The 26,612-nt window shown below is 50.4% G+C and carries 20 protein-coding genes; 16 read left to right on the plus strand and 4 right to left on the minus strand.

What is annotated here, in order from left to right:
• Positions 1-238 precede the first annotated feature (238 nt).
• The 9 genes from murG (at position 239) to HPS55_RS08775 (ending at position 8,728) form a co-directional block, all read left to right on the plus strand.
• Positions 239-1,357 (plus strand): undecaprenyldiphospho-muramoylpentapeptide beta-N-acetylglucosaminyltransferase, encoded by a 1,119-nt coding sequence (murG, locus tag HPS55_RS08735; protein WP_172174984.1) that lies wholly within the window; start codon positions 239-241, stop codon positions 1,355-1,357.
• Positions 1,358-1,369: 12 nt separating this feature from the next.
• Complete coding sequence (gene murC / locus HPS55_RS08740; RefSeq protein ID WP_172174981.1) at positions 1,370-2,743, plus strand: UDP-N-acetylmuramate--L-alanine ligase; 1,374 nt, start codon at positions 1,370-1,372, stop codon at positions 2,741-2,743.
• Positions 2,740-3,483 carry a cell division protein FtsQ/DivIB gene (locus HPS55_RS08745; protein ID WP_172174978.1) on the plus strand — a complete coding sequence of 248 codons (744 nt, stop codon included), beginning with the start codon at positions 2,740-2,742 and terminating at the stop codon, positions 3,481-3,483. The genes murC and HPS55_RS08745 overlap by 4 nt, the downstream gene beginning before the upstream one ends.
• Positions 3,484-3,514: 31 nt before the next feature.
• On the plus strand, positions 3,515-4,966 hold the full coding sequence (gene ftsA / locus HPS55_RS08750) for a cell division protein FtsA (RefSeq protein ID WP_172174975.1): 1,452 nt from the start codon (positions 3,515-3,517) through the stop codon (positions 4,964-4,966).
• 113 nt (positions 4,967-5,079) lie between these two features.
• Complete coding sequence (gene ftsZ / locus HPS55_RS08755; protein WP_172174972.1) at positions 5,080-6,414, plus strand: cell division protein FtsZ; 1,335 nt, start codon at positions 5,080-5,082, stop codon at positions 6,412-6,414.
• A 91-nt stretch (positions 6,415-6,505) separates the two neighbouring features.
• Positions 6,506-6,985 (plus strand): GatB/YqeY domain-containing protein, encoded by a 480-nt coding sequence (locus tag HPS55_RS08760; protein WP_172174969.1) that lies wholly within the window; start codon positions 6,506-6,508, stop codon positions 6,983-6,985.
• A 182-nt stretch (positions 6,986-7,167) separates the two neighbouring features.
• On the plus strand, positions 7,168-7,662 hold the full coding sequence (locus HPS55_RS08765) for a T9SS type A sorting domain-containing protein (protein WP_172174966.1): 495 nt from the start codon (positions 7,168-7,170) through the stop codon (positions 7,660-7,662).
• Positions 7,663-7,686: 24 nt separating this feature from the next.
• Positions 7,687-8,523, plus strand: coding sequence for a hypothetical protein (locus tag HPS55_RS08770; RefSeq protein WP_172324907.1), 837 nt, complete (start codon positions 7,687-7,689; stop codon positions 8,521-8,523).
• Complete coding sequence (locus HPS55_RS08775; RefSeq protein WP_172324909.1) at positions 8,507-8,728, plus strand: hypothetical protein; 222 nt, start codon at positions 8,507-8,509, stop codon at positions 8,726-8,728. Before HPS55_RS08770 ends, HPS55_RS08775 begins: the two co-directional genes overlap by 17 nt.
• Before the next feature lie 83 nt (positions 8,729-8,811).
• Here HPS55_RS08775 and HPS55_RS08780 read toward each other — a convergent pair whose 3' ends face one another.
• From HPS55_RS08780 to HPS55_RS08795, 4 genes are all read right to left on the minus strand, one after another.
• Positions 8,812-9,405 (minus strand): DUF3109 family protein, encoded by a 594-nt coding sequence (locus tag HPS55_RS08780; protein WP_410543862.1) that lies wholly within the window; start codon positions 9,403-9,405, stop codon positions 8,812-8,814.
• A 90-nt stretch (positions 9,406-9,495) separates the two neighbouring features.
• Positions 9,496-10,161 (minus strand): uracil-DNA glycosylase, encoded by a 666-nt coding sequence (gene ung / locus HPS55_RS08785; protein ID WP_172174957.1) that lies wholly within the window; start codon positions 10,159-10,161, stop codon positions 9,496-9,498.
• A 277-nt stretch (positions 10,162-10,438) separates the two neighbouring features.
• The gene (locus HPS55_RS08790) at positions 10,439-10,984 is read right to left on the minus strand and encodes an outer membrane protein (RefSeq protein WP_172174954.1); all 546 of its coding nucleotides are present in this window, start codon (positions 10,982-10,984) and stop codon (positions 10,439-10,441) included.
• Positions 10,985-11,329: 345 nt separating this feature from the next.
• On the minus strand, positions 11,330-12,853 hold the full coding sequence (locus tag HPS55_RS08795; RefSeq protein WP_172174951.1) for a glycoside hydrolase family 140 protein: 1,524 nt from the start codon (positions 12,851-12,853) through the stop codon (positions 11,330-11,332).
• A gap of 593 nt (positions 12,854-13,446) precedes the next feature.
• On the opposite strand from HPS55_RS08795, the gene trpS reads away from it, so the two are divergent.
• The 7 genes from trpS to HPS55_RS08830 all read left to right on the plus strand — a co-directional run bounded on the left by trpS (position 13,447) and on the right by HPS55_RS08830 (position 26,405).
• Positions 13,447-14,538: a tryptophan--tRNA ligase gene (trpS, locus tag HPS55_RS08800; protein ID WP_172174948.1), complete on the plus strand. Its 1,092-nt coding sequence runs from the start codon at positions 13,447-13,449 to the stop codon at positions 14,536-14,538.
• Between the two features lie 95 nt (positions 14,539-14,633).
• Entirely contained in the window at positions 14,634-16,157 is a 1,524-nt protein-coding gene (gene gpmI / locus HPS55_RS08805) for a 2,3-bisphosphoglycerate-independent phosphoglycerate mutase (protein ID WP_172174945.1), read from the plus strand.
• Positions 16,158-17,138: 981 nt separating this feature from the next.
• Entirely contained in the window at positions 17,139-18,131 is a 993-nt protein-coding gene (locus tag HPS55_RS08810) for a tyrosine-type recombinase/integrase (protein ID WP_172174942.1), read from the plus strand.
• A gap of 467 nt (positions 18,132-18,598) precedes the next feature.
• Complete coding sequence (locus tag HPS55_RS08815) at positions 18,599-21,856, plus strand: SusC/RagA family TonB-linked outer membrane protein (RefSeq protein WP_172324911.1); 3,258 nt, start codon at positions 18,599-18,601, stop codon at positions 21,854-21,856.
• A 31-nt stretch (positions 21,857-21,887) separates the two neighbouring features.
• On the plus strand, positions 21,888-23,522 hold the full coding sequence (locus HPS55_RS08820) for a RagB/SusD family nutrient uptake outer membrane protein (RefSeq protein WP_172323460.1): 1,635 nt from the start codon (positions 21,888-21,890) through the stop codon (positions 23,520-23,522).
• Positions 23,523-23,552: 30 nt separating this feature from the next.
• Entirely contained in the window at positions 23,553-25,415 is a 1,863-nt protein-coding gene (locus HPS55_RS08825) for a hypothetical protein (RefSeq protein WP_172324913.1), read from the plus strand.
• 168 nt (positions 25,416-25,583) lie between these two features.
• The gene (locus tag HPS55_RS08830) at positions 25,584-26,405 is read left to right on the plus strand and encodes a hypothetical protein (RefSeq protein ID WP_172174930.1); all 822 of its coding nucleotides are present in this window, start codon (positions 25,584-25,586) and stop codon (positions 26,403-26,405) included.
• Positions 26,406-26,612: the final 207 nt, after the last annotated feature.

Consider the following 26,612-nt stretch of genomic DNA (forward strand, 5'->3'; position numbering starts at 1 on the left):
TCCATGCCCATTCACTAAATCATGTCTTTATGCCAAAAGAAAGATCATATCTTTATCCCCCAAAAAAGATATTATATTTTTATTCCAAAAGAAAGTCCATGTCGTTATTCCAAAAGAATACGTCTTCATGTCCCTCCGCGAACAGATGTTGGAGTATTATTGAAAAAAGACCACCTAAAATTAGATTGTACGGGATAAAATTACTAATTTTGCAATTAGTATGCTTATTAAGTAAGGTATGGACAATGAATTGAGAATAATCATCAGCGGAGGAGGCACGGGAGGACACATATTTCCCGCCGTATCCATAGCCAATGCCATCAAGGCCGAGCGCCATGATGCCAAAATACTTTTTGTGGGGGCACTTGGTCGCATGGAGATGCAGCGCGTACCGGCAGCCGGCTACGATATTAAGGGACTGCCCGTGCGCGGACTGATACGCCCGCTGTGGTCACCTCGCAACATTGGCGTGGCTATCGACTTTCTCAGAAGCAAACGCATGGTGAAGAGCATTATCAGAGACTTCCGCCCCATGGGCGCCGTTGGCGTGGGCGGATATGCAAGCGCGGCCACCCTTGAGGCAGCCCATGCCATGGGCATACCATGCCTTATACAAGAGCAGAACTCATACGCAGGAGTTACCAACAAGCGACTTGCCGACAAGGCAGAACGCATCTGCGTGGCATACGACGGCATGGAACGATTCTTTCCCGCCGACAAGATAATGAAGACGGGCAATCCCGTGCGGCAGTCGCTCCTCGAAGTAAAAATGACACGCGAGGAAGCGGCAAACGCTCTCGGGCTGGACCCCGCCAAGAAAACAATACTGCTGGTTGGCGGGAGCCTTGGCGCCCGCACTGTCAACGAGAGCGTGATGCGCCATCTCGACCTGATCGAGCAACAGGCAGACCGGATACAGTTTGTATTGCAAACGGGAAAATACTACAGCAAGTCCATAGCCGAAGAACTTCAAAGACACCACAAGCCGGCCAACCTGACGGTGACCGACTTTATCAGTGACATGGGCACGGCATACCGTGCCGCCGACCTCGTCATCAGCCGCGCCGGAGCAAGCAGTATCTCCGAGTTCTGCCTCATCGGCAAGCCGGTGATACTGGTGCCGAGTCCCAACGTGGCCGAAGACCATCAGACCAAGAACGCCATGGCACTGACCGACCGCAATGCCGCCATCTGCGTGAAAGACAGTGATGCCCCGGACACACTGCTGTCCCTGGCCGTAGAGACCGTCGCCGACACGACACTACTCGAAAATCTCAGCGCCAACATCCTGCACATGGCACTGCCCGACTCTGCTACCGTAATAGCCCGCGAGGTGATAAGGATGGCTACAAAATAAAGAAAAACAAGAATGGAACTCAAAGACATAAAAGCAGTATATTTCGTAGGAGCCGGCGGCATAGGCATGAGCGCCATAGCACGATATTTCATCAGCCGCGGCATCGTGGTGGCAGGTTACGACAAGACCCCGTCGGAACTGACAAGGCAGCTCGAACGCGAGGGCATGCTGGTACACTATGAAGAAAACGTAGACGAAATACCACACGCATGCAAGAAACCGCAGTCGTGTCTCGTGGTGTATACACCGGCCGTTCCTGCCGACCATAAAGAACTGCAATACTTCCGAAAAGGCGGATTCGAGATACAGAAACGCGCGCAAGTGCTCGGCACACTCACACGCTCACACCGCGCCCTCTGCGTAGCCGGAACACACGGAAAGACTACCACATCCACAATGTGTGCGCACATCATGCACCAAAGTGCAGCCGACTGCAACGCCTTTCTTGGAGGCATATCCAAGAACTACGGCACAAACTATATACTCAGCCAGAGCGAATATGTAGTGATAGAGGCCGACGAGTTCGACCGCTCTTTCCATTGGCTCACACCATGGATAAGCGTAATCACAGCCACTGACCCGGACCATCTCGACATCTACGGCACCAAGGAAGCCTATCTGGAAAGTTTCCGAAAGTACTCGTCGCTGATAGAGCCGGGCGGAGCGCTCGTCATACACCGTGGCCTGGAGATGAAGGAAGAGCTGCGCGAGGACGTGCGGCGCTATGACTACGGACTGACCGAGGGCGACTTCCACGCCGAGAACATACACATAGAAAACGGCGAAATCACGTTCGACTTCATATCGCCCATAGAGTGTGTCAAAGGCGTACAGCTCGGACAGCCTGTACCCATAAACATAGAAAACGGTGTGGCAGCCATGGCCATGGCCCAACTGGCGGGATGCACCGCCGAAGAACTGCGCTACGGCATGCAGACATACGGAGGAGTGGTGCGCCGGTTCGACTTCAAGATAAAGACCGACCGCACAGTGCTGCTCAGTGACTATGCCCACCACCCGAAGGAGATATACCAAAGCGCGCGAAGCATACGCGAACTTTATCGCGACCGCAGGATTACGGCAATATTCCAGCCCCACCTGTACACCCGCACCCGCGATTTCTACCGTGACTTTGCCGACGCTCTGAGCCAACTGGACGAGGTGGTGCTGTGCGACATCTATCCGGCACGCGAAGAACCCATCGAGGGCGTAACGTCGCAACTGATATACGACTGTCTGGGCGACAACGTCAGCAAGACGATGATAAAAAGCAAGGACGTGGTCGAATATGTCAAAAGCCGTGACTTCGACGTGCTCGTCATCCTTGGCGCCGGTGACATAGACAACTACGTGCCGCAGATTACAAAGATTTTGCAGGAAAGATGAAGTTGGACTGGAAACGTTATCTTGTCATAGCGATGAATATGCTCGCAGCCGTCTACCTGCTGCTTGCCGTCACGGCTTTCAACAAGCCCGACGACGCAGTGACTGTATGCTCTAAAGTGAAAATAGACATCCGCGACAACATCGTGGACGGATTTCTGAATACCGACGAGATAAAAAGTATCCTACAGCGCAACAAGATATACCCGTTGGGCAAATCCATGCAGGAGGTAAACGTGCGCAAAATGGAGGAGGTGCTGCAGCAAAGCCCGTTCGTGGACAAGGTGCAGTGCTACAAGACACAGGGCGGACAAGTGTGCATAAGTCTGACGCAGCGCATGCCGCTGATAAGGGTGAAAGCCGACAACGGCGACGACTACTATCTGGACAGCCGTGGCGGAATAATGCCCTACACCAGATACGTCACAGACCTTGTAATAGCCACAGGGCATATCGACCGTAAATATGCACAGAGAGTACTCACGCCCATGGGCAACTATATCGTGAAAAACAAGTTCTGGCAAAACCAGATAGTGCAGCTCAATGTGCTGCCCGACGGTTCCGTAGAGATGGTGCCGCGCGTGGGCGAACACATTGTATACCTCGGACATCCGCATCACGTGGACAAAAAGCTGAACCGGCTGGAGAAGTTCTACAAATACGGACTGAACCGCGTGGGATGGAATAAATACTCTTACATCAGTCTGGAATTTGACAACCAGATAATATGCAAGAAGAATTGAAGAAGAAAAACAAAAGATTTAAGAAAATAAGATGGCAGCAAAGGATTTTATAGTAGCTATTGAACTCGGTTCATCAAAGATGACCGGTATTGCCGGAAGAAAAAACCTTGACGGCAGCATCAACGTGCTTGCAGTGGTCCGTGAGGACTCTTCGTCGTTTATCCGCAAAGGGGTGGTGTACAACATAGACAAGACCGCCCTGTGCCTCACCAATATAGTAAACAAGCTGACAGCCCAACTGAAGACAAAAATCACACAGGTCTATGTCGGAGTGGGCGGTCAGTCGATACGTAGCGTAAAGAATGTGATAGCCCGCGACCTGCCGTCTGACACAAAGGTGACACAGGAGGTGGTGATCAACCTGATGGACGTGAACAGCAACTGGAGGTATCCCGACCAGGAAATCCTTGACGTAGCCACGCAGGAATACAAAGTGGATTCACAGACACAAATAGACCCCGTAGGCATACAGTGCAGCCACATCGAAGGCAACTTCCTCAATATCCTGGAACGCAAGACGTTCTACAAGAATCTCAACAAATGTTTCGAGACAGCACGGATAAACGTAGCCGAGATGTATCTCGCTCCGCTGGCTTTGGCCGACAGCGTGCTCACCGAGGCCGAGAAACGCTCGGGATGCGCGTTAGTGGACATCGGTGCCGACACGACCACAGTGTCCGTCTACAGCAAAAACCTGCTGCGCCATCTGGCCGTGATTCCGCTCGGGTCGGGAAATATCACCAAAGACATAGCCTCGCTGCAGATGGAAGAAAGCGACGCCGAGAGGATGAAGCTGAAGTACGCCTGCGCCTATACCGACAACAGCGAAATCGACAACACCATGAGACTGCCCATCGATACTGAAAGACAGGTGGAAAGCCGCAAGTTTATAGAGATTGTCGAAGGGCGGCTGGAAGAAATCATAGAGAATGTCTGGTGCCAGATACCGTCCGACTACTACGACAAGCTGCTCGGCGGCATCATACTCACCGGAGGCGGCTCGAACATGAAGAACATCGAAAAGGCCTTTGTCAACCATACGCACATAGACAAGATACGCACGGCAAAGTTTGTCACACACTCCATCACGTCGACCAACAGCGACATCAATGCCAAGAACGGCACCATGAACACCGTACTCGGACTGCTGGCAAAGGGTGACATCAACTGCGCCGGTGAGGAGGTGGACCCCAACGACCTGTTCGGAGGCAACCAGGAAGACCGCCCTGTAGCGAACGATCCGGGCCCCAAAGCCCCGAGGCAACCGTCGGAAAAACCGGAAAGCGTGGTTCTGACAGAAGCCGAGAAGCAGGCTGCAAAGGAAGAGGCACGCCGCAAGAGAGAGGAAGAGGAGCGTGTGGCCCGCGAAAAAGAAGAAGAAGAGCAGAGACGCCTCGAGGAAGAACGAAAGGCAAACAGTCCGCTCAACAAGGCCCTGAAGTGGTTCAAGAAGACAGCCAACAAACTTACAGAGCCGGAATAACCACTGTCCGTCAACGGGAAGACATGCCCCGGACAGACAGGCACAAGCCCTGGGCTACCCACAAAAAAGGAAACAAGCAATCAATGTCACACATCATTTAATACGAAACAGATATGCCAGACAATAACAATATACATGATTTAGTAGATTTCGGCGCACCCGAGAAAGAGCACAGCATAATAAAGGTAATAGGTGTCGGAGGCGGAGGAGGCAACGCCGTAAACCACATGTACCGTGAAGGCATACACGACGTGTCGTTCGTGCTCTGCAACACCGATGCACAGGCACTAAACGATTCTCCGGTGCCCATGCACCTGCAATTGGGCAAGGAAGGACTGGGAGCAGGGAACAAACCGGCCAAGGCACGTGAAGCCGCCGAGGAAAGTATCGAAGACATAAAGAGCATGCTCAACGACGGCACACGAATGGCTTTCATCACCGCTGGAATGGGCGGTGGCACAGGCACGGGAGCAGCTCCTGTGATAGCCCGTGTATCGAAAGAGATGGGCATACTGACCGTAGGCATAGTCACCATCCCTTTCCGCTTCGAAGGTGCCAAAAAGATTGACCAGGCCCTTGACGGTGTGGAAGAGATGTCAAAGCATGTCGATGCGCTGCTCGTAATCAACAACGAACGTCTGCGCGAAATTTATCCCGACCTGTCGCTCATGGCAGCCTTCGGCAAGGCTGACGACACACTGAGCGTGGCTGCCAAGTCGATAGCCGAGATTATCACCGTGCACGGAGTCATCAACCTCGACTTCAACGATGTCAAGACGGTGCTGCAGGATGGTGGCGTAGCCATCATGTCGACCGGTTACGGCGAAGGCGAGGACCGTGTGAAGAAAGCCATTGACGATGCTCTCAACTCACCGCTGCTCAACGACAACGACGTGTTCAACTCCAAGAAGATTCTGCTGTCAATCGCTTTCAACGAGGAACGAGACGGAAAAGACAACTTCATGATGGAGGAGATGAACTACGTGCACGATTTTATGGACAAGTTCGGCGACTTCGAGATAAAATGGGGTGTGGCCATCGATCCCGAACTTGGCAAGAAAGTAAAGGTGACAATACTCGCCACAGGCTTCGGCATACGCAATGTCGACGGCATGCAGGAACGTATGAAGAAACACACACAGGAAGAAGCCAACCGCATAGCCGAGGCACAGGAAAAGGAAGCGCAGCGGCAGGAGCGCCGCGGACGTTACTACGGCAACGACAATGACACAAAGAAATACAAGCGCCGCCCGCACATATATCTTTTCCGGCCCGAGGATCTCGACAATGACGACGTGATATCGGCCGTAGAATCCACCCCGACATACAAACGGACACGTGAGATTCTCGACAGCATACACAGCCAGGCAAGCGGCGAGGACATGACAAGCACGCCGGCTGCCGACGATACGGCCGAAGCAATACAGGGAACGATAAAGTTCTCATAAGGCCCCGGCAGGCGTGAACAAGACACCGGCGACAACCCGTACAAACATTGTATACAATACTTGATCACAGACAAATACAAAATAAAACATCATGACACTATTCGATCAAATAAGCAAAGACATAGTTGCGGCAATGAAAGCCAAGGACAAGGTTGCACTTGAGGCACTGCGAAACATAAAGAAAGTATTCCTCGAGGCAAAGACGGCACCCGGTTCCGACGGCGAACTGACCGACGGTGCTGCCCTGAAAATACTGCAGAAACTGGCCAAGCAGGGACGCGACGTGGCAACACTCTACACAAGCCAGAACCGCCAGGACCTTGCCGACGCGGAACTGGCACAGGTGACCGTAATCGAGAAATATCTGCCCCAACCAATGAGCGAGGCGGAGATTGAAGCCGCCGTGCGCGACATCATAGCACAAACCGGCGCACAAAGCGTCAAGGACATGGGCAAGGTAATGGGCGCGGCCAACAAGCAGATGGCAGGAAAGGCTGACGGAAAGACGATTTCCGAAATTGTAAGACGTCTTCTGAACGAATGCCACACAGACGGCCTGATGCCTGCATAGGCCCACAGCGGCCGGAATCCGGATGACAACCGGCAATTGTCAAACATCACCGGATAAGTCCGGCAGACACAATATTTCACTTGGAAGCAATATTGGCCGCAGGCACTTAAAATGGTTCTGGTACCTGCGGCCTTTCATTGAATATAGTATAACAGGCAGAACCATACCCTACTAAATCAAACATGAGGAAGAAGTACACACTGCTGATACTGCTGCTCGCCGGAACAAGCATGGCGGCCATGGCCCAGAACGGCGGCAGAAGCATCAACGTGCTCTACCTTGACGGTAGCGACCACGTAATGAGCATGTCGGATGTGGAAAGAATCGAAATCGGAAACGATGACATCAATGTCGTTTCCAAAAACGGAGCCACAAAGAAACACAAAAAGAGCGACATCAATGGAATCTGGCTCAACGGCACCACGTCAGGCATCTGCAACAGAGTGAGACATGACGGCGACATCACCCTGACTGTTACAGGTGAAAACATCACCATAACAGGAGCTTCCCCAAAAGCCAATGTCAGCCTTTACAACACTGCCGGACGGAGCATTGTCAAATCCGTATGTTCTGACGGACGCGCCATCATCGGCATTTCAAATCTGCACGCCGGAACATACATCGTCAAAGTGGACGGCATGACACAGAAATTCATCAAGAAACAAACATCGAACTAAATAAGAAACAAACAACCGACTGAAATGATAAAAAGAATACTTTTAGCGATGATGCTTGTGGCCGGAATGGCCGACATAAGCATGGCACAGGAGAACATGTACCTCATCAAAGGCAACCAAGTGGTGGCCAAATACAACGTAGACGACGTCGACTATGTGTCGTTCAGCCTGCCTGAAGGTGTGACGGAAAGCGCCTTCAACATCAATATAGATGAAGTAACCAAGAACAGTTTCACATACACCATCAAGACACTGTCGCCAAACAAGCAATACATACACTCCTTTTTGGAAAAGACGCTTGTCGACATCACTTTAATGTCGTATTACGGCACAAACATGGATAACACCGATCCTGAAATTGTGAACAACCTGCTTAAAAACCAATTATACAACGGCTTCTTTGCCGCCGGAACAGACTCCTACAAGGTCTATGACGGTGGTCGGATCGGAGACGAAACAATCAATATAACAGCCGGACAGACCTATATCATTCTCGTTGCAGATCTTAACACGATGACGAATGATCTGGGTGATGACTTCACATACGCCACCGTCACCACACAGACAGCAGACCGTTCCACAGGTACGCTCGGCGTTGCCTATAACGGGCTTAATGAGAGAGGTGAGGCCATGTTCAGTTTCAATATCAGCAGTGAGATAACCAAGGTATACACCATGTATAGCACAAAAACCACGTTGGAGTCATTCATCAACAAATATGGTTTCGAATTCACATTGTATGCCTATGCCGGTATTTTCTCGCCGGAAAGTCTCGCCGACGGATATGAAGGCGGATGGCCCGTACCTGAAGAAGATGACTACATCATGTATGCATTAGGCATTAATGGCCAAGAACGATGAGGCCACCACATTGACCCGCATAAACTTCTGGCCGGACACAGAGACGGAGTGGAGTATTTTCGACAACAAGACAATATCCGCACCGTCAGCCAAACCGCATAAGACGCAACAGGTCGCATCATTCAAGGCCATGACCGGTTTCAACAATACCATACTACCCGAAACCGGAAACAAAGAAAAGGCTTCGTTCAGAAAGATGAAATAACAATCGATCGCATTGTAATATAAAACAGGGGATTCAGGCCAATCGGTTCTGAATCCCCTGATTATTCATTGATAAAGAGGCTTCTACTTTATAACTCCCTGCTCCTTCAACTCCCGGGCTGTTTCCTCCAGTTCGGCATACCACTCCGCACCAAAACGACGCTCCAGCGGGCCACGCAGAAACTTATATACCGGCAGGTCTATCTCCCGTCCTTTCCTCACCGCTTCACGGCATACGTCCCACCGGTGGTAGTTCAGTCCTATTGTGCCGTTGCTCATCTGAACCTCACGTATGGGATATAGCGCACAACTGATGGGTTTGCAGAACCTTATGCGACCTGCACGCCATGCACGCTCCAGCACACACAGACAGCAACCGCCATCGTGGCATGTGAACGCACAATCCTTTCCGCCCACAATGCTCGTCACAAGCGTTCCTTCGACATCTGTATAGGCCACCCCCTGGCGGTCTATCACAGCCTGAGCCGAGGCCGACAGTTCCGGCCACACCTCGTCGAGTGCATCTTCTATGGCAGCCACCTCGTCGAGAGTAACCGGTGCGCCGTCATCTCCCTCGACGCAACACTCTCCATGGCACGCTTCAAGGTCGCAGCAAAAGCGTTCCGTCAGTACTTCGGACGACACAAGAACATCACCGACCTGTATTATCGAAAACATTCCATTCATTTTTTATTCCACTCTATTATATCCGGCTCTTTTCTGAAGACAGCAGACAATATCTGCAACATCAAACACCATAAAAAAGAATCACCACCTGATTTCATCTATACCATGCTCCCGCAGATAGCTGTTGGCCCGCGAGAAATGATGGTTGCCAAACCATCCTCCACGGTTGGCCGACAACGGTGATGGATGCACCGACTGGAGTATAAGATGCCGGGAGGCATCTATCAGCGGTGCTTTGCTGCGTGCATATCCTCCCCAAAGAATGAACACCAAATGATCGCGGCCGGCCGACAGCGCACGTATGACAGCATCGGTAAACACCTCCCAGCCCCGACGCTGATGGCTCGCGGCCTGACGGGCCCTGACCGTGAGCGTAGCGTTGAGCAGCAACACGCCCTGTTCGGCCCATCTCGTCAGATTGCCCGACTGTGGCATAGGTGTACCAAGGTCAAGCTCTATCTCCTTGAAAATATTGACAAGTGACGGCGGAAACATCACCCCGTCGTTCACCGAGAAACTCAACCCATGGGCCTGTCCCGGCTCATGATACGGGTCTTGACCTATTATCACCACTTTCACCCGGTCAAACGGGCACAGATTGAAGGCGTTGAATATCAACGGACCGGGAGGATAACATGTTCCGGCCGAATACTCCGAACGTACAAACGTTGTAAGTTCGGCAAAATAAGGTTTGTCAAATTCGCTGCCGACATGCTTCCGCCACGACTCTTCTATCTTTACATTCATTATCGTATTCGTATATGATTAATAATAAAGTCAATGCCAAAATATTGTATCCATACGGCAATAGCTTCATCGCCAACGGATAACAAACTCTATATCTCGCAAAATTAACTATTTATTCCCAATTATCCAAATCCTGGATGGCCGATTCCTCCATCACGCACCTGAAAAAAATCCTCTACCCCGTTCATTGTCATCCTCACCACTGATTCTGAGACAAAAAAAGTGAGAGCATGCCTTACGCACACCCTCACTATTCATATGTTTTAAAACTATATAATCAGAACTTATAAGTAAGACCCACACCTATAACAGCCTGATCGAAATCGCTTACAAACTGATAACGTCCCTCTGCAAAGATAGAGAGCTTGTCTGTCAGGTCATACTCAACACCGGCACCAAGATTGAAACCTATCTTGCTCTCGCTGTCGTCAACGTCACCATACAACTCATCTTTCATTTCATCAGGAATAAGATCGCCATAGCCACCCAAAGCATCATCTACAGCTCCTTCATAATCAGCCTTCCAATAAATATAAGAAACACCGGCGAGAGGATAAACACGGAACTTCTCTGAAATAGGAATCAGATAGTGAACATTAAGACTGGCATTCATGTTCGTCAGATAATCCTTCTTGAAGAAGTAATCGAATGAAGCCTCTGCACGCAGAGCATCGAGAATACCATACTGAACTTTGGCACCGAGACCGAAGTTAGAGTTTTCCGAACCGAACGCACCGTAAACACCGGCTGCAGTAGTGCCCTGTTGAGCGTAGGAGCAAACGCTTACGAGTGCAATGCACAACGAAAGAAAAATCTTTTTCATAGATTTGATTTTTTATTGCCTCACAATCCCCAAATTATCGGCCGTTAAAATAGTTTTTGCATAAGATACAGGAATTTCACGTGGAGATTATACTTCGTGCCGGCATACAAAGCAATTCTTTTATACGCCATGGGCATTCGTAACGTTCTTTTACCTGCAAATGTTCCGGTCGCATCATTGATAATCCTTCCGGATAACATTACAAAGATAGCGATTTGTAATTAATCTGCAAAAGAAAAACCCATAAAATATCAAACAAATGAAAAAGATTGTGAATATTCGGTCTGAAAAGCGGTGTAAACGTAAAAAACATCGGTATAGATACTTCCGTTTATAACGTCTGTGTCATTCCGTCAAGTCTGTTTTTATACATTCGGCATGTCCTGTGTCGTCAATTTTCGCCCGGCCTACACCTATATAGTTCTTGGACGAGTCAATGGCGATTAGCACTCCGTCGGATACTCCGCTCCCCTCGACGTGATAACGAAATGTGACCCTACGGCTGTCATACTGCCCCAGATATGTAAGACGGCCGTCGGTAGGGTCCATCCACCACACGTTCTTTCTCTCACCGCTTATCTTGTCAAGGTCGATACGCATTTCGCGTCCCGTATGATTGTACACAAGCAGATAGTCGGTGCCACGTGTGGCAATAAGACGTTCATAGCGTTTACCGTTATCTGTCAGTATGCTCTGGTCTGGTACACGATCAAAGTAAGGAAACAAGAGCATCAACAGCCGAAGATAGCGCATCTGCCCGAAACCAGGGTCGTCAAGTGCCCTATACCATGGCTTGCGGTCACCGTCGGCAAAATATGCCCCGGACACCCCCGGACGCACAAACTGCATTATCGAATTGTTGCCGTAGGTATGCCCGCACGAGCCGGCAAACACCGACCAATAGGCATAGCGCCGCACGTCGAGAGCTGTCCATCTCGGTTCGCTTCCGTCGTGCAGCCCCTGCGGTATGCCCTCGTAACTCGGCTCACCGTCGAGCACCGGCTTAAGCGGACGATAACTCCACGCCGAGTCCACATACATCCACGAGTCCTCCTCTGTGCCGTCGGGTATTGGATAATCTTTGTTTCCCATACGCTGCCCATAGCGCCTGTGGCCGCTCTGGAACATGTTGAAGTCGAGCCACTCGCGGTCGTTGAACCATCGGGCCGACGTAGTCCGGCCGCGCGGGTGGAACGTCATCAGATGGTTGCGGTCTATGCTTTTTATCGTCGCGGCCAGTGCGTCCCACACCTCGGTGTGCACATCGCCCTGTATGTCACCTCCTATTATCCACACTATATTCTTCTTGTCCTTATATCGTCCGGCCAGAAAGCGCCCATAGCTCCGTGCCTGCTCCACGTCCATCCGGCCGCCTTTGACCAGTCCGCCCCATATACATACCATACCTATATATATGCCATGCTCCGCGGCACAGTCTACGATATAGTCCATGTGGTCCCAATATCCGTATACGCCTCTGCGGTCGATGTCAGAGAAATCCCATCCGTCGGTCATAGACATCTGCCCGTAAGCATTGATGGCCGGCACGGCATTGATGGTCTGCACCTGCACGACATTATATCCTGCTTCGGCACAACGTTTCAGATAGTAGTCCGCCTCGTCACGGTCGAGCCGTTCGGGCAAGAGCCATCCTGTATCGCCGAGCCAAAAGAACGGCCGTCCGTTGGCAAACTGCAGGAAGCGCCCGTTGTCCGACACCCTCAGCCGCCCGTTGTCCCACGGTTTGGGGGCGGCATGCACCGAAAAAGAAAAGGACAGAATTAGAAATATGGGAAAGAAGAGCCACCTGTTATCCCTCAAAGTGAGATACAGGGCGCCAACGTTTTTGTTTTGATTGTCAAAAAGCATAGCCAAATAAAGATATATACAAATAAGACGTATAACAAGAACCTACAAAATTCATGCCAATAAGATGGACATCGCCCGCTGCGTTGTCAACAAGACCACGACACCACTTTACAACGATGAAATATAAGTTGGTCAACAAAATTAAACTATATCATCCTCCGGATATAGGATGGATGCGCCTTGAAAAGGCAGCAAGCACATAGCCCGGGGCAGAGCGTAGCGGCACCCCGGGTGTCATGTTCAATTATCCTATTCGCCCTAAAAGGGCAAAAGCATTAATTATCAGATAATTACATTTTTATATCCCATATATTTTTTATGCTTTTGCCCTTGCCGGGCGCGGGGATTGTCGATGTCGGTTCCCGGGGTGCCGCTGCGCTCTGCCCCGGGCTATGTGCTTGCTGCCCCGTTGGGGCGCGTTCTGTCAGGGCACGTTCTGTCCGGAGAATGATATAATTTAATTTTGTTGACCAACTTATTGTAAAATATATCAAGTTGGAATAAGCTAAAGAGTAATATGAATATTGCCCGATTACATATTTTTTTCGTATCTTTGCGGCAATTTCACACATACCTATATAAAAGACATATAAATGGGAAAAGTAATTCTTACCGGTGACCGCCCCACCGGAAAACTCCATTTGGGCCACTACGTGGGCTCGCTGCGCCGCCGCGTGCAGCTGCAGAACGAGGGCGACTACGACAAGATGTTCGTATTCATGGCCGACGTACAGGCTCTCACCGACAACGCCGACAACCCCGAAAAGATACGCCAGAACCTCATTGAGGTGGCACTCGACTATCTGGCAGCTGGTCTCAATCCCGACAAGTGCACACTATTCGTACAGAGCCAGATACCGGAATTGGCCGAACTGACCACATATCTTATGAATCTCATCACAGTGTCGCGCGTACAGCGCAATCCCACGGTGAAGACGGAGATAAAGATGCGCAACTTCGAGGCCAACATCCCATTGGGATTCTTCTGCTATCCCGTGAGCCAGGCCGCCGACATAACCCTGTTCAAGGCCACCACCGTACCGGCCGGCGAGGATCAGGAGCCCATGCTCGAAGTGACACGCGAGTTGGTGAGACGCTTCAACCAGACATACGCAGAAGTGCTCGTAGAGCCAAACATAATGCTGCCCGAAAACACCACCGCGCGGCGTCTGCCCGGAACGGACGGCAAGGAGAAGATGAGCAAAAGCCTTGGCAACTGCATCTATCTGAGCGACTCGGCTGACGAGGTATGGCAAAAAGTGCGCTCGATGTTCACCGACCCCGACCATCTGCGGGTGGACGACCCCGGCAAGGTTGAGGGCAACGCTGTATTCACCTATCTCGACGCTTTCAGCACCGATGACGACTTTGCCGCCCTTTGGCCTGAATACCGTAATCTTGACGAACTGAAAGACCACTACCGCCGCGGAGGACTGGGCGACATGAAATGCAAGAAGTTCCTCAACACCATCCTCAACAACTTCCTCGAGCCCATGCGCCAACGCCGACATGAGTTCGAGCAGGACATTCCCGAAATATACAACATACTGAAAAAAGGAACGGAACAGGCACGCGAAACAGCGGCACAGACTATGGACGAAGTTCGTCGCGCCATGCAGATAAACTATTTCGACGACACCGAACTCATCAGAAGCCAGGCGGAGAAATTCAGGAAAAAAGATTAAGAATGAGGGTGTGTCAAAATACTATTCACTCATTTTATATTATTGATTTTGTATCGTGAATATTCATTATCATTAAAAAATATAACAATAAGACTATGGCAAAAAAAGCGCTACTGATGATCCTCGACGGATGGGGCATCGGAAAACATGGTTGCGGCGACGTGATATACAACACGCCGACACCGTATCTCGACTATCTCACGGCTGTCAGCGCACACTCACAGCTCGAAGCGTCAGGCGAAAACGTCGGACTGCCCGACGGACAAATGGGCAATTCTGAGGTGGGACACCTCAACATCGGTGCAGGCCGCGTGGTATATCAGGACCTTGTCAAGATAAACCGTGCATGCAACGACGGTTCCATCATGAACAATCCTGAGATAACAAGAGCCTACACCTACGCCCGCGACAACGGCAAGAAACTGCACCTGATGGGCCTTACGAGCAACGGCGGCGTACACTCGTCGCTCGACCACCTGAACAAGCTCATCGAAATAGCAGGCGAATACGGACTAAAGGAGACCTACGTACACTGTTTCATGGACGGCCGCGACACCGACCCGAAGAGCGGAGCCGGGTTCATAAAGGAACTTACCGAGACATGCGCAAAGAACGGAGCGCACATAGCCAGCATCGTCGGACGCTTCTACGCCATGGACCGCGACAAACGCTGGGACCGCGTGAAGACGGCCTACGACCTGATTGTCAACGGAGAAGGGACCAAGGCCGATGACATGGCAGCCGCCGTAGAGCAGAGCTATGCCGAGGGCGTGACTGACGAGTTCATCAAACCCATCGCCAACGCCACTGTCGACGGAACCATCTGCGAAGGCGATGCGGTGATATTCTTCAACTACCGCAACGACCGCGCAAAGGAACTCACACAAGTACTCACACAGCAAGACATGCCCGACGAGGGAATGAAGACCATTGCCGGCCTGCAATACTACTGCATGACACCATACGACGCTTCGTTCACCGGTGTGCACATCCTCTTCCCCAAGGAGAACGTGGAGAACACTTTGGGCGAATATCTCAGCTCGCAGGGCAAACGCCAGCTCCACACAGCGGAAACGGAGAAGTATGCCCACGTGACATTCTTCTTCAACGGCGGACGCGAAACCCCGTTCGAGGGCGAAGACCGCATACTCGTGCCGTCACCCAAAGTGGCCACATACGACTTGAAACCCGAAATGAGCGCATATGAGGTGAAAGACAAGCTGGTGGGTGCCATAAACACTCAGGAGTACGACTTCATCGTGGTGAACTTCGCCAACGGCGACATGGTAGGCCACACCGGTGTATACAACGCCATTGCCAAAGCCGTGCATGCCGTGGACAACTGCGTGCGCGAGGTTATCGAGGCTGCCAAGGCCAACGGCTACGAGGCCATCATCATCGCCGACCACGGCAACGCAGACAATGCCATCAACGCAGACGGAACGCCCAATACGGCCCATTCGCTCAATCCCGTACCTTTCATATATGTCACCGACAACAACTCGGCAACAGTGAAAAACGGCCGTCTGGCCGACGTGGCACCATCCATCCTTCACATCATGGGACTGGAACAGCCTGCCGACATGACAGGCGAAAACCTTATCTGCGACAACAAGTAAAGCAGGAGCCAATCGGCATATACAGAAAAAGATATCTGTACATCACGTTACAAGCAAGGGGATGCGACTTTCGCATCCCCTTGCTTGTAACGTGATTTTTCTAATCAATATCTCAAGACATCTGATATTATTATCAGATTATATGCTATACGAATTATCTACTAATCGAGTTTGAATGCCTCGTGGCGCGAGGCAAGCGCGTCGGTATACTATTTTTTGTATCTTTGCCAAAATCTGATTTTGCTCGGAGCTGTTTTTGACAATCAGAACAGCTTTCGACGCATTCTGTAAAATAAGTCCGAAGAATTATCTAAAGAATTAAATTACCGGAGAGTTCCGACTGTAGAAATGAGTATTAAGATGTATGATGCGCAAAGTATAACGTTCAAACAAAGGCAGGACGTTCAAACAGAAGTATGATGTTCAAACAAAGGCAGAACGTTCAAATAAAGGTAGGACTTTAAAGGTAAAAAATGTATACCCATGTGTATGTGCGCCCTGCAGGGGCAGCAAGCACATAGCCCGGGGCAGAGCGCAGCGGCACCCCGGGAATATGTATGCCAAAATCCCCGCGCCCTGAAAGGGCAAAAGCATAATAGATTTCATGCACAACAATTACATATATAATTGATAATTAGCGCTTTTGCCCTTTCAGGGCGACATCTTGTTCGTGTATTGTTCCCGGGGTGCCGCTGCGCTCTGCCCCGGGCTCTGCGCTTGCTGCCCTTGCAGGGCGATGAGGATTTCATGAAATGTCAATTTAGCTTTAAACTATTGATAACATAAAACTGTTTAACATAAAAACCGTTGATGACGTAAAACCGTTGATGACGTAAAACCGTTGATGACGTAAAACCGTTGATGACGTAAAACCGTTTAACATAAAAATCGTTGATGTCCTGCCTATACAGAAAACAGGAAATCCGGCAGACTAATTATTTATACCTATTTATTATAATAAACCAAAAACAAAAGACTATTATGTTCAAGATTTCATTCGACTTCCGCATGAGCTTCAGGAAAAAAGACAGCGAACCCCTTACAGAGACAAGCACAGTTAGACTCAGCAACTTCACCAATCGGGAAGCCCTGCTCATGGGACAGTCCAGAAGTATCAGCACACTTAACAACTATCGCACAGCCGTAGCTTCCGTCATCAGATTTGCCGGAGACAATGTGACACTGGCTGACATTACAGCCGACATGACCGAAGCATATCAAGCATGGCTCCGTTCACACGGGATTTGTCTCAATACAGTATCATGCTATATGCGTTCGCTGCGGACAATATACAACAGAGCCGTGGAAGCCGGTATCGTGGCCGATGCCAGGCCGTTCCGCCGTGTGTTCACCGGCAAGACGCCCACCGACAAGCGATCGGCCGACATAGCCGACATCCGCAGCCTGCTGTCTCTGAAACTTACTCCCGGCACACCGCTTGAACTGGCCCGCGACATGTTTGTCTTCAGTTTCTATGCCATGGGCATGCCTTTTATCGACCTCGCTTTTCTCAGAAAATCGCAGATAACCCGCAGCCACATACTCTATTACCGCCATAAGACCGGACAACGTATCTGTGTGGCCATTGAGCCGTGCATGGCCGATATAATATCACGACACAGTGACACGGCAAACGAATATGTGTTTCCCATCCTTCGCTCCGTATCGACGGAAAATGCACTTCGCGAATATGCCACCCGCCTGTCTACGTACAACCGTGCCTTGAAACGTCTCGCCGCCATGGCCGGCATAAAACTTACCCTGACATCGTATGTTGCCCGCCATACGTGGGCAAGCGCAGCTTTCAGATCGGATGTAGATTTGAAAGTCATATCCAAAGCCATGGGACATACCAATCCGCGCACAACAATGGTATATATCCGCGAATTGGACGACAACAGCACCGAACAGGCCAACCGTATGGTGATAGAGAGTGTCATATCCACCGGTCGCACTCCGGTACAAGGCCGTTGAACCAGCAGTACAAAGCCGTTGAACCAGCAGTACAGGGCCGTTGAACCAACGGTACAACGGCCTCGTACCAACTTCACAACACTTGCACAACAATAACAAATCCGTATATTTCATGACTATCCGCGCCTTTTGTGCGTCCATAAATCATACAAAATAATATATCGCGACAGTGTTCCGAAAATTAGCGCGACATAGTAATATGCCATATAAACTGCATAATTATACCTATTTATGGATGAAATCTATCGAAAAGACAGCAAATAAACAATTTTACTTACATTTTATTTAGGACAAATCAATGCTTTAAAATATTTTTATTAATTTTGCAACGTAATTAATATACAAACGAATTGTGAAACTTGTCTGCCTCGCGCCACGAGGCAGACATTTCCTCTGTTTTTTGCCGGATCAGCCTCCCGGTGACATCGACATTACATAACATTTATCATATTTTTAAATTAACGTTTATGAAAAGAAGACTGATTATGTTTCTGGCCTCGCTACTGCTCACCGCAGGAGCCGCGCTGGCCCAGACGGCCGTCACCGGCGTGGTGATCTCGCAGGACGACGGACAGCCGGTTATCGGAGCCACCGTACAGGTGGTAGGAACGAACGTTGGAACCGTGACGGACGCCAACGGAAATTTTACACTGACCGCACCACGCGGCAAAGAGATTGTGAAGGTTTCGTATGTAGGCATGCAGACGGAAGAACTCAAAGTGAAAGGCAATATGAAAATAGTGCTCAAACACGACAACACACAGCTCGAAGAAGTGATGGTGGTGGCTTTCGGTACCCAAAAGAAGTCAGCATTTACCGGCTCGGCGACCGTACTCAATACAGACGAACTGCAAAAGGCACAGGTGAGCAACGTGACGAGTGCTCTGGCCGGAGCCGTACCCGGTGTGCAGCTCACGCAGAACAGCGGACAGCCGGGTTCGGATCCGACGATACGCATCCGCGGATTCAGCTCGATCAATGCCAAGAACGACCCTCTTATCATCGTGGATGGTGCACCTTACAGTGGCGACCTGAACAATATCAACCCCGGCGATGTGGAGTCGATGACCGTACTCAAGGACGCGGCATCGAACGCCCTGTACGGAGCACGCGGAGCCAACGGTGTGATCATGATAACAACCAAGCAGGCCAAAAAGGGACAGGACGCCAAGGTTACTCTCGATGCCAAATACGGATGGAACACGCGCGCCCTGCAACACTACGACGTGATAAGCAATCCGGCACAGTACTACGAGATGCACTACGGCGCTCTGGTAAGCAAATACAAGAACGACGGAATGAGCGACGTCGAGGCTTGGCAGAAAGCCAACAGCACACTGACCGGGACAGCCGCAAACGGCGGTCTGGGCTACAACATATGGACAGTGCCCGACGGACAGACCATTATAGGACGCGATGGCAAACTCAACCCCAACGCCACATTGGGATATATGGCAGCAGATGCGAACGGGAAGGAATACTGGATATATCCCGACGACTGGGAAGATGAGGGCACACGCACAGGCTCACGTCAGGAGTATAACCTCTCGATAAACGGCGGCAGCGACCGCGGAACATTCTATGCGTCGGCCGGCTATCTGAAAAACGAAGGCATCACTGCCAAGTCCGACTTTGAACGCTTCACAGGACGACTGCGCGCCGACTACCAGGTGAAGAAGTGGCTAAAGGTAGGCGCCAACCTCTCGTTCGCACATTACGACGTCAACTCACTGAGTACGACCAACGAAGGCAACGAGGTCTCCACAGCAAACATATGGGCATTCACCAACCGTATCGCCCCCATCTACCCGCTGTACGTACGCGGCGGCAACAAAGCCGTGATGACCGATGCCAACGGCATAACCATGCTTGACTACGGCAACGGCATGAACGCAGGCCTCAACCGGCCGTTCATCGGCGACGCCAACCCTATACAGGACAATCTGCTCAACACCTACCAACGTGAAGGCAACTCGGCAAGTGCCACCGGATTCATCGACATCGACATAATCGAGGGCCTGAAGCTGACGCTCAACGGCACTTACCATCTCGACGAGACACGCCATACCGTCGTGTACAACCCATACTACGGACAATTTGACAACACCGGCGGAACCGTCAACAAGGAGCACGACCGCAACTACAACTACAATCTTCAGCAGCTGCTCAACTACACACGTACGTTCAGCGACAAGCACACCGCACAGCTGATGCTCGGACACGAGTACTACGATTCGAAAGACTATGCGCTCTATGCCGCGAAGTCGAAGATGTTCTCACAGGACAACAAGGAGCTCAACGGAGCCATACTCGACGAGCAGAGCGCCGGATCGTACATGGAAAGATACAACAACGAGGGTTACTTCGGACGTCTGCAATATGACTACGACAACAAGATATATGCCTCGGCATCACTGCGCCGCGACGCCTCGTCACGCTTTGCCCCCGACCACCGTTGGGGTACGTTCTGGTCGGCAGGTGCAGCATGGATTCTGAGCAAAGAGAAGTTCATGCAAAGCACCGAGAACTGGCTCGACATGCTGAAGGTGAAGGCATCCATCGGTTCGCAGGGTAACGACAACATAGGCAACTTCCGCTATACAGACCAGTTCAACATCAGCAACTCGGGAGGCGAAATCGGAACATCGTTCAAGTCGAAAGGAACGGAGGACATCACATGGGAGACCAACACCAACTTCAATGTCGGAGTGGAATTCCAGATGTTCAAACGTCTGAGCGGTTCACTGGAATTCTACCACCGCAAGACCACCGATATGCTCTTCGCATTCACAGTGGCTCCGTCGTTGGGCTACGCCAGCTACTATGACAACGTTGGCGACCTCTACAACCAGGGCTTCGAGCTGACGCTGAACTACAACGCCATCAATAAGAAGAACTTCACATGGGACGTGAACTTCAACATCGCATCGCTCAAGAACCGCATCACAATGCTCCACGAGGACAAGAAGACCAACACGTTCTACGACGCTGAGGGCAACGAATATAAAGGATACACGGACAAAAACTTCATCATCACCGAAGGCGAGTCGATGTACACATGGCGTCTGCGCGACTATGCCGGCGTGAACGAGAACGGCGAGTCGATGTGGTGGAAGAACAAGTATGAGACGGTAGACAACGGCGACGGAACCAAAACCCAGAAATGGACCGGACGCGAGACGACGACAAAGATATCGGAAGCCGACTATTATGTTACCGGCGAGACCACCGTACCAAAGTTCTACGGAGGTTTCGGCACATCGGTCCAGGCCTATGGTTTCGACCTTTCGGTGAACTGCTCGTTCCAGCTTGGCGGCAAGCAGTATGACGCTACTTATGCCGACTTCATGAGCTCGCCGGTGAGCAACAACACGGGAACAAACTTCCACAAAGATCTGCTTGATGCATGGACTCCGCAGAACACCGGCAGCAACATACCGCGCTTCCAATACAACGACCAGTACAGTGCCTCGATGTCGACACGCTTCCTCACCAGCTCAAGCTATCTGAACATCGAGAACATCAACTTCGGCTACACACTGCCGGCGTCGCTGCTCAGCAAAATCGACATAGAGAAACTGCGCGTATACCTGTCGTGCGAGAACGTATGCTACTTCTCGGCACGCAAAGGCTTCGACCCGCGCCAGTCTTACAATGAGACTGCCAACGGCACTTTCTACTCTCCCATCAGAACATTCTCCGTTGGCGCAACCGTTACATTCTAAACACATATAACGACATTTAAAGAAGATAACAATGAAGAATATATATAAAAGCATATTCCCGATGCTATGTCTGGCTGCCTCGGTGTCTCTGAGCAGCTGTATAGACGAGACCGTCCCCGAGGACGACTACGCAACGACCGATCAGGTGGGAGCATCCTCCAGCGCGCTCGAGGCATCGTTGAACGGTATTCCCACGCAGATGACCGAGGGATATCTCGTATACAAGGGAGAACAAGTGGACGAAACGGATATGGGATATCCGCAGTTCATGATTGCCCTGACAGAGATGCTGGGCGACATGTATCCCGGCGGAGAACCGGGCTACGACCACTACCGCGCGTACAACACGCTTGAAGGCACGGTACTTTCAGAGACAAGTTATTTTTCATATCTGCCTTGGTTCACTCTCTATCAGTTTGTCAAGACTGCCAACGACGTCATCGGCGCCGTAGACCTGGAATCGGCCACCGACCAGCAGAAAGGACTCTTGGGTTCGGCATACGCCGCCCGCGCATTCGACTATTACATGCTGATGACGCTTTTCGAACCGGTGGAGAACAAGTATACGGACTGCTCGAAAGTGCTCGGACTTACAGTGCCTATCGTTACGGAAGAGACAACGGGCGAAATAGCCAAGAACAACCCGCGCGTGAGCCATGAGGAGATGGTGAAGTTCATTCTGTCCGACCTCGACAAGGCCATCGGATGCCTGTCGGTGACTGACGCCAAGAGCCGTCGTCTGCCGGGACTGGCCGCCGCCTACGCCATACGCGCCAAAGTGCATCTGTGGGACAAGGACTACGAGAACGCGGCCAAGTATGCCCGAATGGCCATCGACGCGTCGGGAGCCACGCCGATGAGCGAGACGGAATGGACCGACCCGACAACAGGATTTGCCAAGGCATGTCCGTCATGGCTGTGGTACATCAACTACTCTGGCGAGAGCATGCGCAACCTGGCCAACTTCGTGGGATGGATGTCGCCGGAGGCAGCTTGGGGATACGGAGAGCTGACCATGCCCTGCATCGACAAGTCGCTCTACGACAAGATCGGTAGCAAAGACTTCCGCAAGAACGTATTCATCAATCCCGGCAAGTTCGCCTACTACGACTATAAGACATCGCACGACCGCGACTTCGTGGAAAATGCGCCCGATTACATGGCCGTGAAGTTCCGCTGCCTCAACGGCAACAACTCCACCTACTCCATCGGCGGTGCAACGGACGTGCCCGTGCTGCGCGTAGAGGAGATGTACCTGATCGAGGCCGAGGCTGTGGGAGCGTCGAAGAGCGTGGCCGAAGGTGTGGCACTGCTCAACGACTTCATGAAGAGCTATCGCGACCCGGCCTACAACTACACCGGTACCGATCTGCGCAACTTCCAGATTGAAGTGCTCACACAGATGCGTATAGAGTTTTGGGGCGAAGGCAACGCTTTCGCATCGGCCAAGCGTCTCAAGCCCAACGTGATACAGAATTACGACGGCACCAACGCACCGGCTGATCCGTACAAAATCAACTGTGAGGGCATAAAGCCCAACTGGACTCTGTGCATACCTATATCAGAGGTCAACGCAAACCGCGCGCTCAACGGCTACAACAACCCGAACCCGTCGGTTGCCGTTGAAGGCCCGACACCCATAGGACAGTTCGCATCGGGTAAATAAAACATATCTAACAATATAAAAGAAACAACGATGAAAATAAATAAGATATATTTTTCGTTCATGGCCATGCTGGCGATGATGCTCACGGCCTGTTCGTCGGACGATGACTACCGGTGGGCATCGGTGAGCGGAACCGAGGTGTATTTCAGCAATACACTGGAAAGCACAGTTGAGTTGTCAGCAGATGCCAACAGTTTCAATGTGCCCCTAAATCGCATTGACGCCTCGGAGGAACTCACCGTCAACCTCAATGTTACACAGGAAGAAGGCAGCATATTATCCATCCCCACAAGTGTGACATTCGCAAAAGGAGAGAAAGAGACCACAATCACTGTAAATTATGAACCGACAGCTATAGTATACGGCAACTACGAAGAATTGAGCATACAGATTGCCGATGAGAAACTTACCACTCCATACGGTGCCGCCACATATACATTCAAGGCCGGAGCCACAGCTTGGATGGATTGGGGTATGGGCTTCTACCGCGAAGACTGCATGACAACTTTCTTCGGAGTGGATAATCCCATCGGCGAAGTAATGATACAGCGCAATGTGATCGAAGAAGGCAAATACCGTATGGTGAATGCCTATGGCGAAGCTTATGCTTACAACGAACCCGGTGATTGGGATGACTCGCAGGACTATTATATCACAATAGACGCCACTGATCCCAACTATGTATACGTAGAAAAAAGCAATACCGGCATGGATTGGAGTTATGGCGAGGTGAGCATTCAAAGTATGGTATCATTCTATCTTGGAAAAGGCAACACGCTCGAAGCCATTAAGAATGAGCATCCAGAATACTTCGGAACACTGAAAGACGGAGTTATAACAATGCCTGCAGAGTCTATGCTTATATCTATGGCGGATCATAAGGAAGGCGGTTGGTTCGTGTCAAACGCCAACGGACTTTTCGCTGTGGCCCTGCCGGGCAGCGTGATTGCCGACTATTCGGCTGAGGTGAGCTACAATGGTATCTATACCAATGCGGCCGGCGAAGTATTTGCCATAGGCAATCTGACTCTTGGTAATGACGCAAACACAGTAAAAGCGGTTGTCGTTGAAAACGATGATGATGCGGACGAAGTGGCTACAGCAATCGCCGCCGGAGAAATAGAAGCCATTGATGTCAACTCCGGTAACATAGCCTTGCCTATAGGTGACCTGACAGGTGAATTGCAAATCGTTGTCGCAGTCATCGCTGATAATGCAGTGCAGACCGTCGCCACTGCCAAATTCGAATATTACGGAGGAGGTGCCGAACCATGGACATCGCTTGGAACCGGCTATTATACCGACGATTTTGTTGTACCTCTCTATACCGAAGAAGGAGCACCATATACATACGAAGTTGAGATTCAGGAAAGTACCGACGTGCCCGGTCTCTACCGCATTGTCAACGCTTATGCTCCTGTTGCCAACGCATTCGGAGAAGCCGGAGGTAACGAGAACATTACGATTCATGCAGAGGATGCCACTGGCGTTTACTTCATTAACCAGCCTGTAGGTCTTGACTTTGGTGACGGAGAAATTAGCATTGAGAGCGAAGCCGGAGGATATGTGGCACAATACGGATTCGACATGGTAAAGAATCAACTTCCTGAAGTATTCGGAACATTGCAGAACGGTGTCGTCACGCTTCCAATGGTAACATCACAGAATGGAGTTAATTATCAAGGCGTCACATACCTCGGTACAAACGGATATTATGGAGGCATGAACGGAGCATTCAAACTCGTTCTGCCAAACGCGGCAAACAGCGTAAAAGCCAAGGCTAAGAGTATGGCAACCGCTACTAAGTTTGAACAAAGACTGAAATCACATGCCGTGACAAATCACAGAATGATTAATAAGATGGCGACAAAGACCACACAAGTTTTGCGGTAACAACACTGCAAGCTGAATAAAAAAAAGACTTTCCCCATCCCTGAAAACATACCTATACGGGGAATGGGGAAAGTCTTTTTTTGTTTCAAAGATGAAAGATTCACCTTAACCGGTGATTGGGACAAATGATTTATAATTTTCAAGTAATCAATTAAATAACAATACGCTATGAAAAGTATTCTATCAACATTGCTTTGCGCCCTCTGTGTGCTCAGCTTAAATTCGTGCGGGGATGACGAAAATACAGATTCCGTCTGGGGTAATTCTGAGCCGCCACCTTTCAGACCATATATATTGGAGGGAGGCCGAATTTCGGATATAGGCTTGTATTGCGTACCACCAAACGGAGGAACCGGTGAGACGTGGTATGACTACTATAAAAGGACGAAAACCCTCACAAACTATTCCGATGCCGAATTTATCCTGATGCCCAATACCAACGCATGGGTCTATAATACAGATGACCTGGAAGAGTGGACAGCCATCAGCAAGTTGGAAAACAAGTATCAGGAGGAAAAGACACTATTCATGTATGAAGATTACAAAGAGTGCATAAAACACGCTGTCACCTGGTGGCCCGATTACTTTTCAGCATATATCAATGGCGATGTGACCATAGTCTGCGACAAAACACTGTGGGGCGAGGCACCGGGTACAAATCTGATTGGCCACTTCATAGACAGGCATCATACACCATGTATGCCCGTGGGCATTGAGAACCCGGCATTGGCCTGTCGTTTCGGTGAAAAAATACCTGAGAACCTACAGGAACGCTTAATCAACGGCGCATGGGTTAAGACAAAATATATTCTAAAATTCACCACAGAGCCGACCGAAAAATACAGCGAACTGACATTCCACCTCACCATGCCGATGAGAATAGAGCACATCAGAGACTATGCCGTTGCAAAATATAAAGGCGAAGACGCAGTACCTGTATTCACTAACCACATGTTTGAGACAGACTGCAAGATATTGTTTGAATGGTAGTGGAAAGAAACAAACTCTGTCCCTACTGCTATGTGACGAATAAAATAAAGATCATTCACGATTTAACAAATTGCGAAAGAACGTTACTTTAACGTATGTTAGGATGCACACGATTATAAATGTGTAACCTTTCCGAGGCATATCCATAAAAGCTACACAACTTACCTGCCATACACTATTCTCGCTCTTCTTTTTGCAATGAATAAT

This window comes from Xylanibacter rodentium, assembly GCF_013166575.1.
GTDB classification, from domain to species: domain Bacteria; phylum Bacteroidota; class Bacteroidia; order Bacteroidales; family Bacteroidaceae; genus Prevotella; species Prevotella rodentium.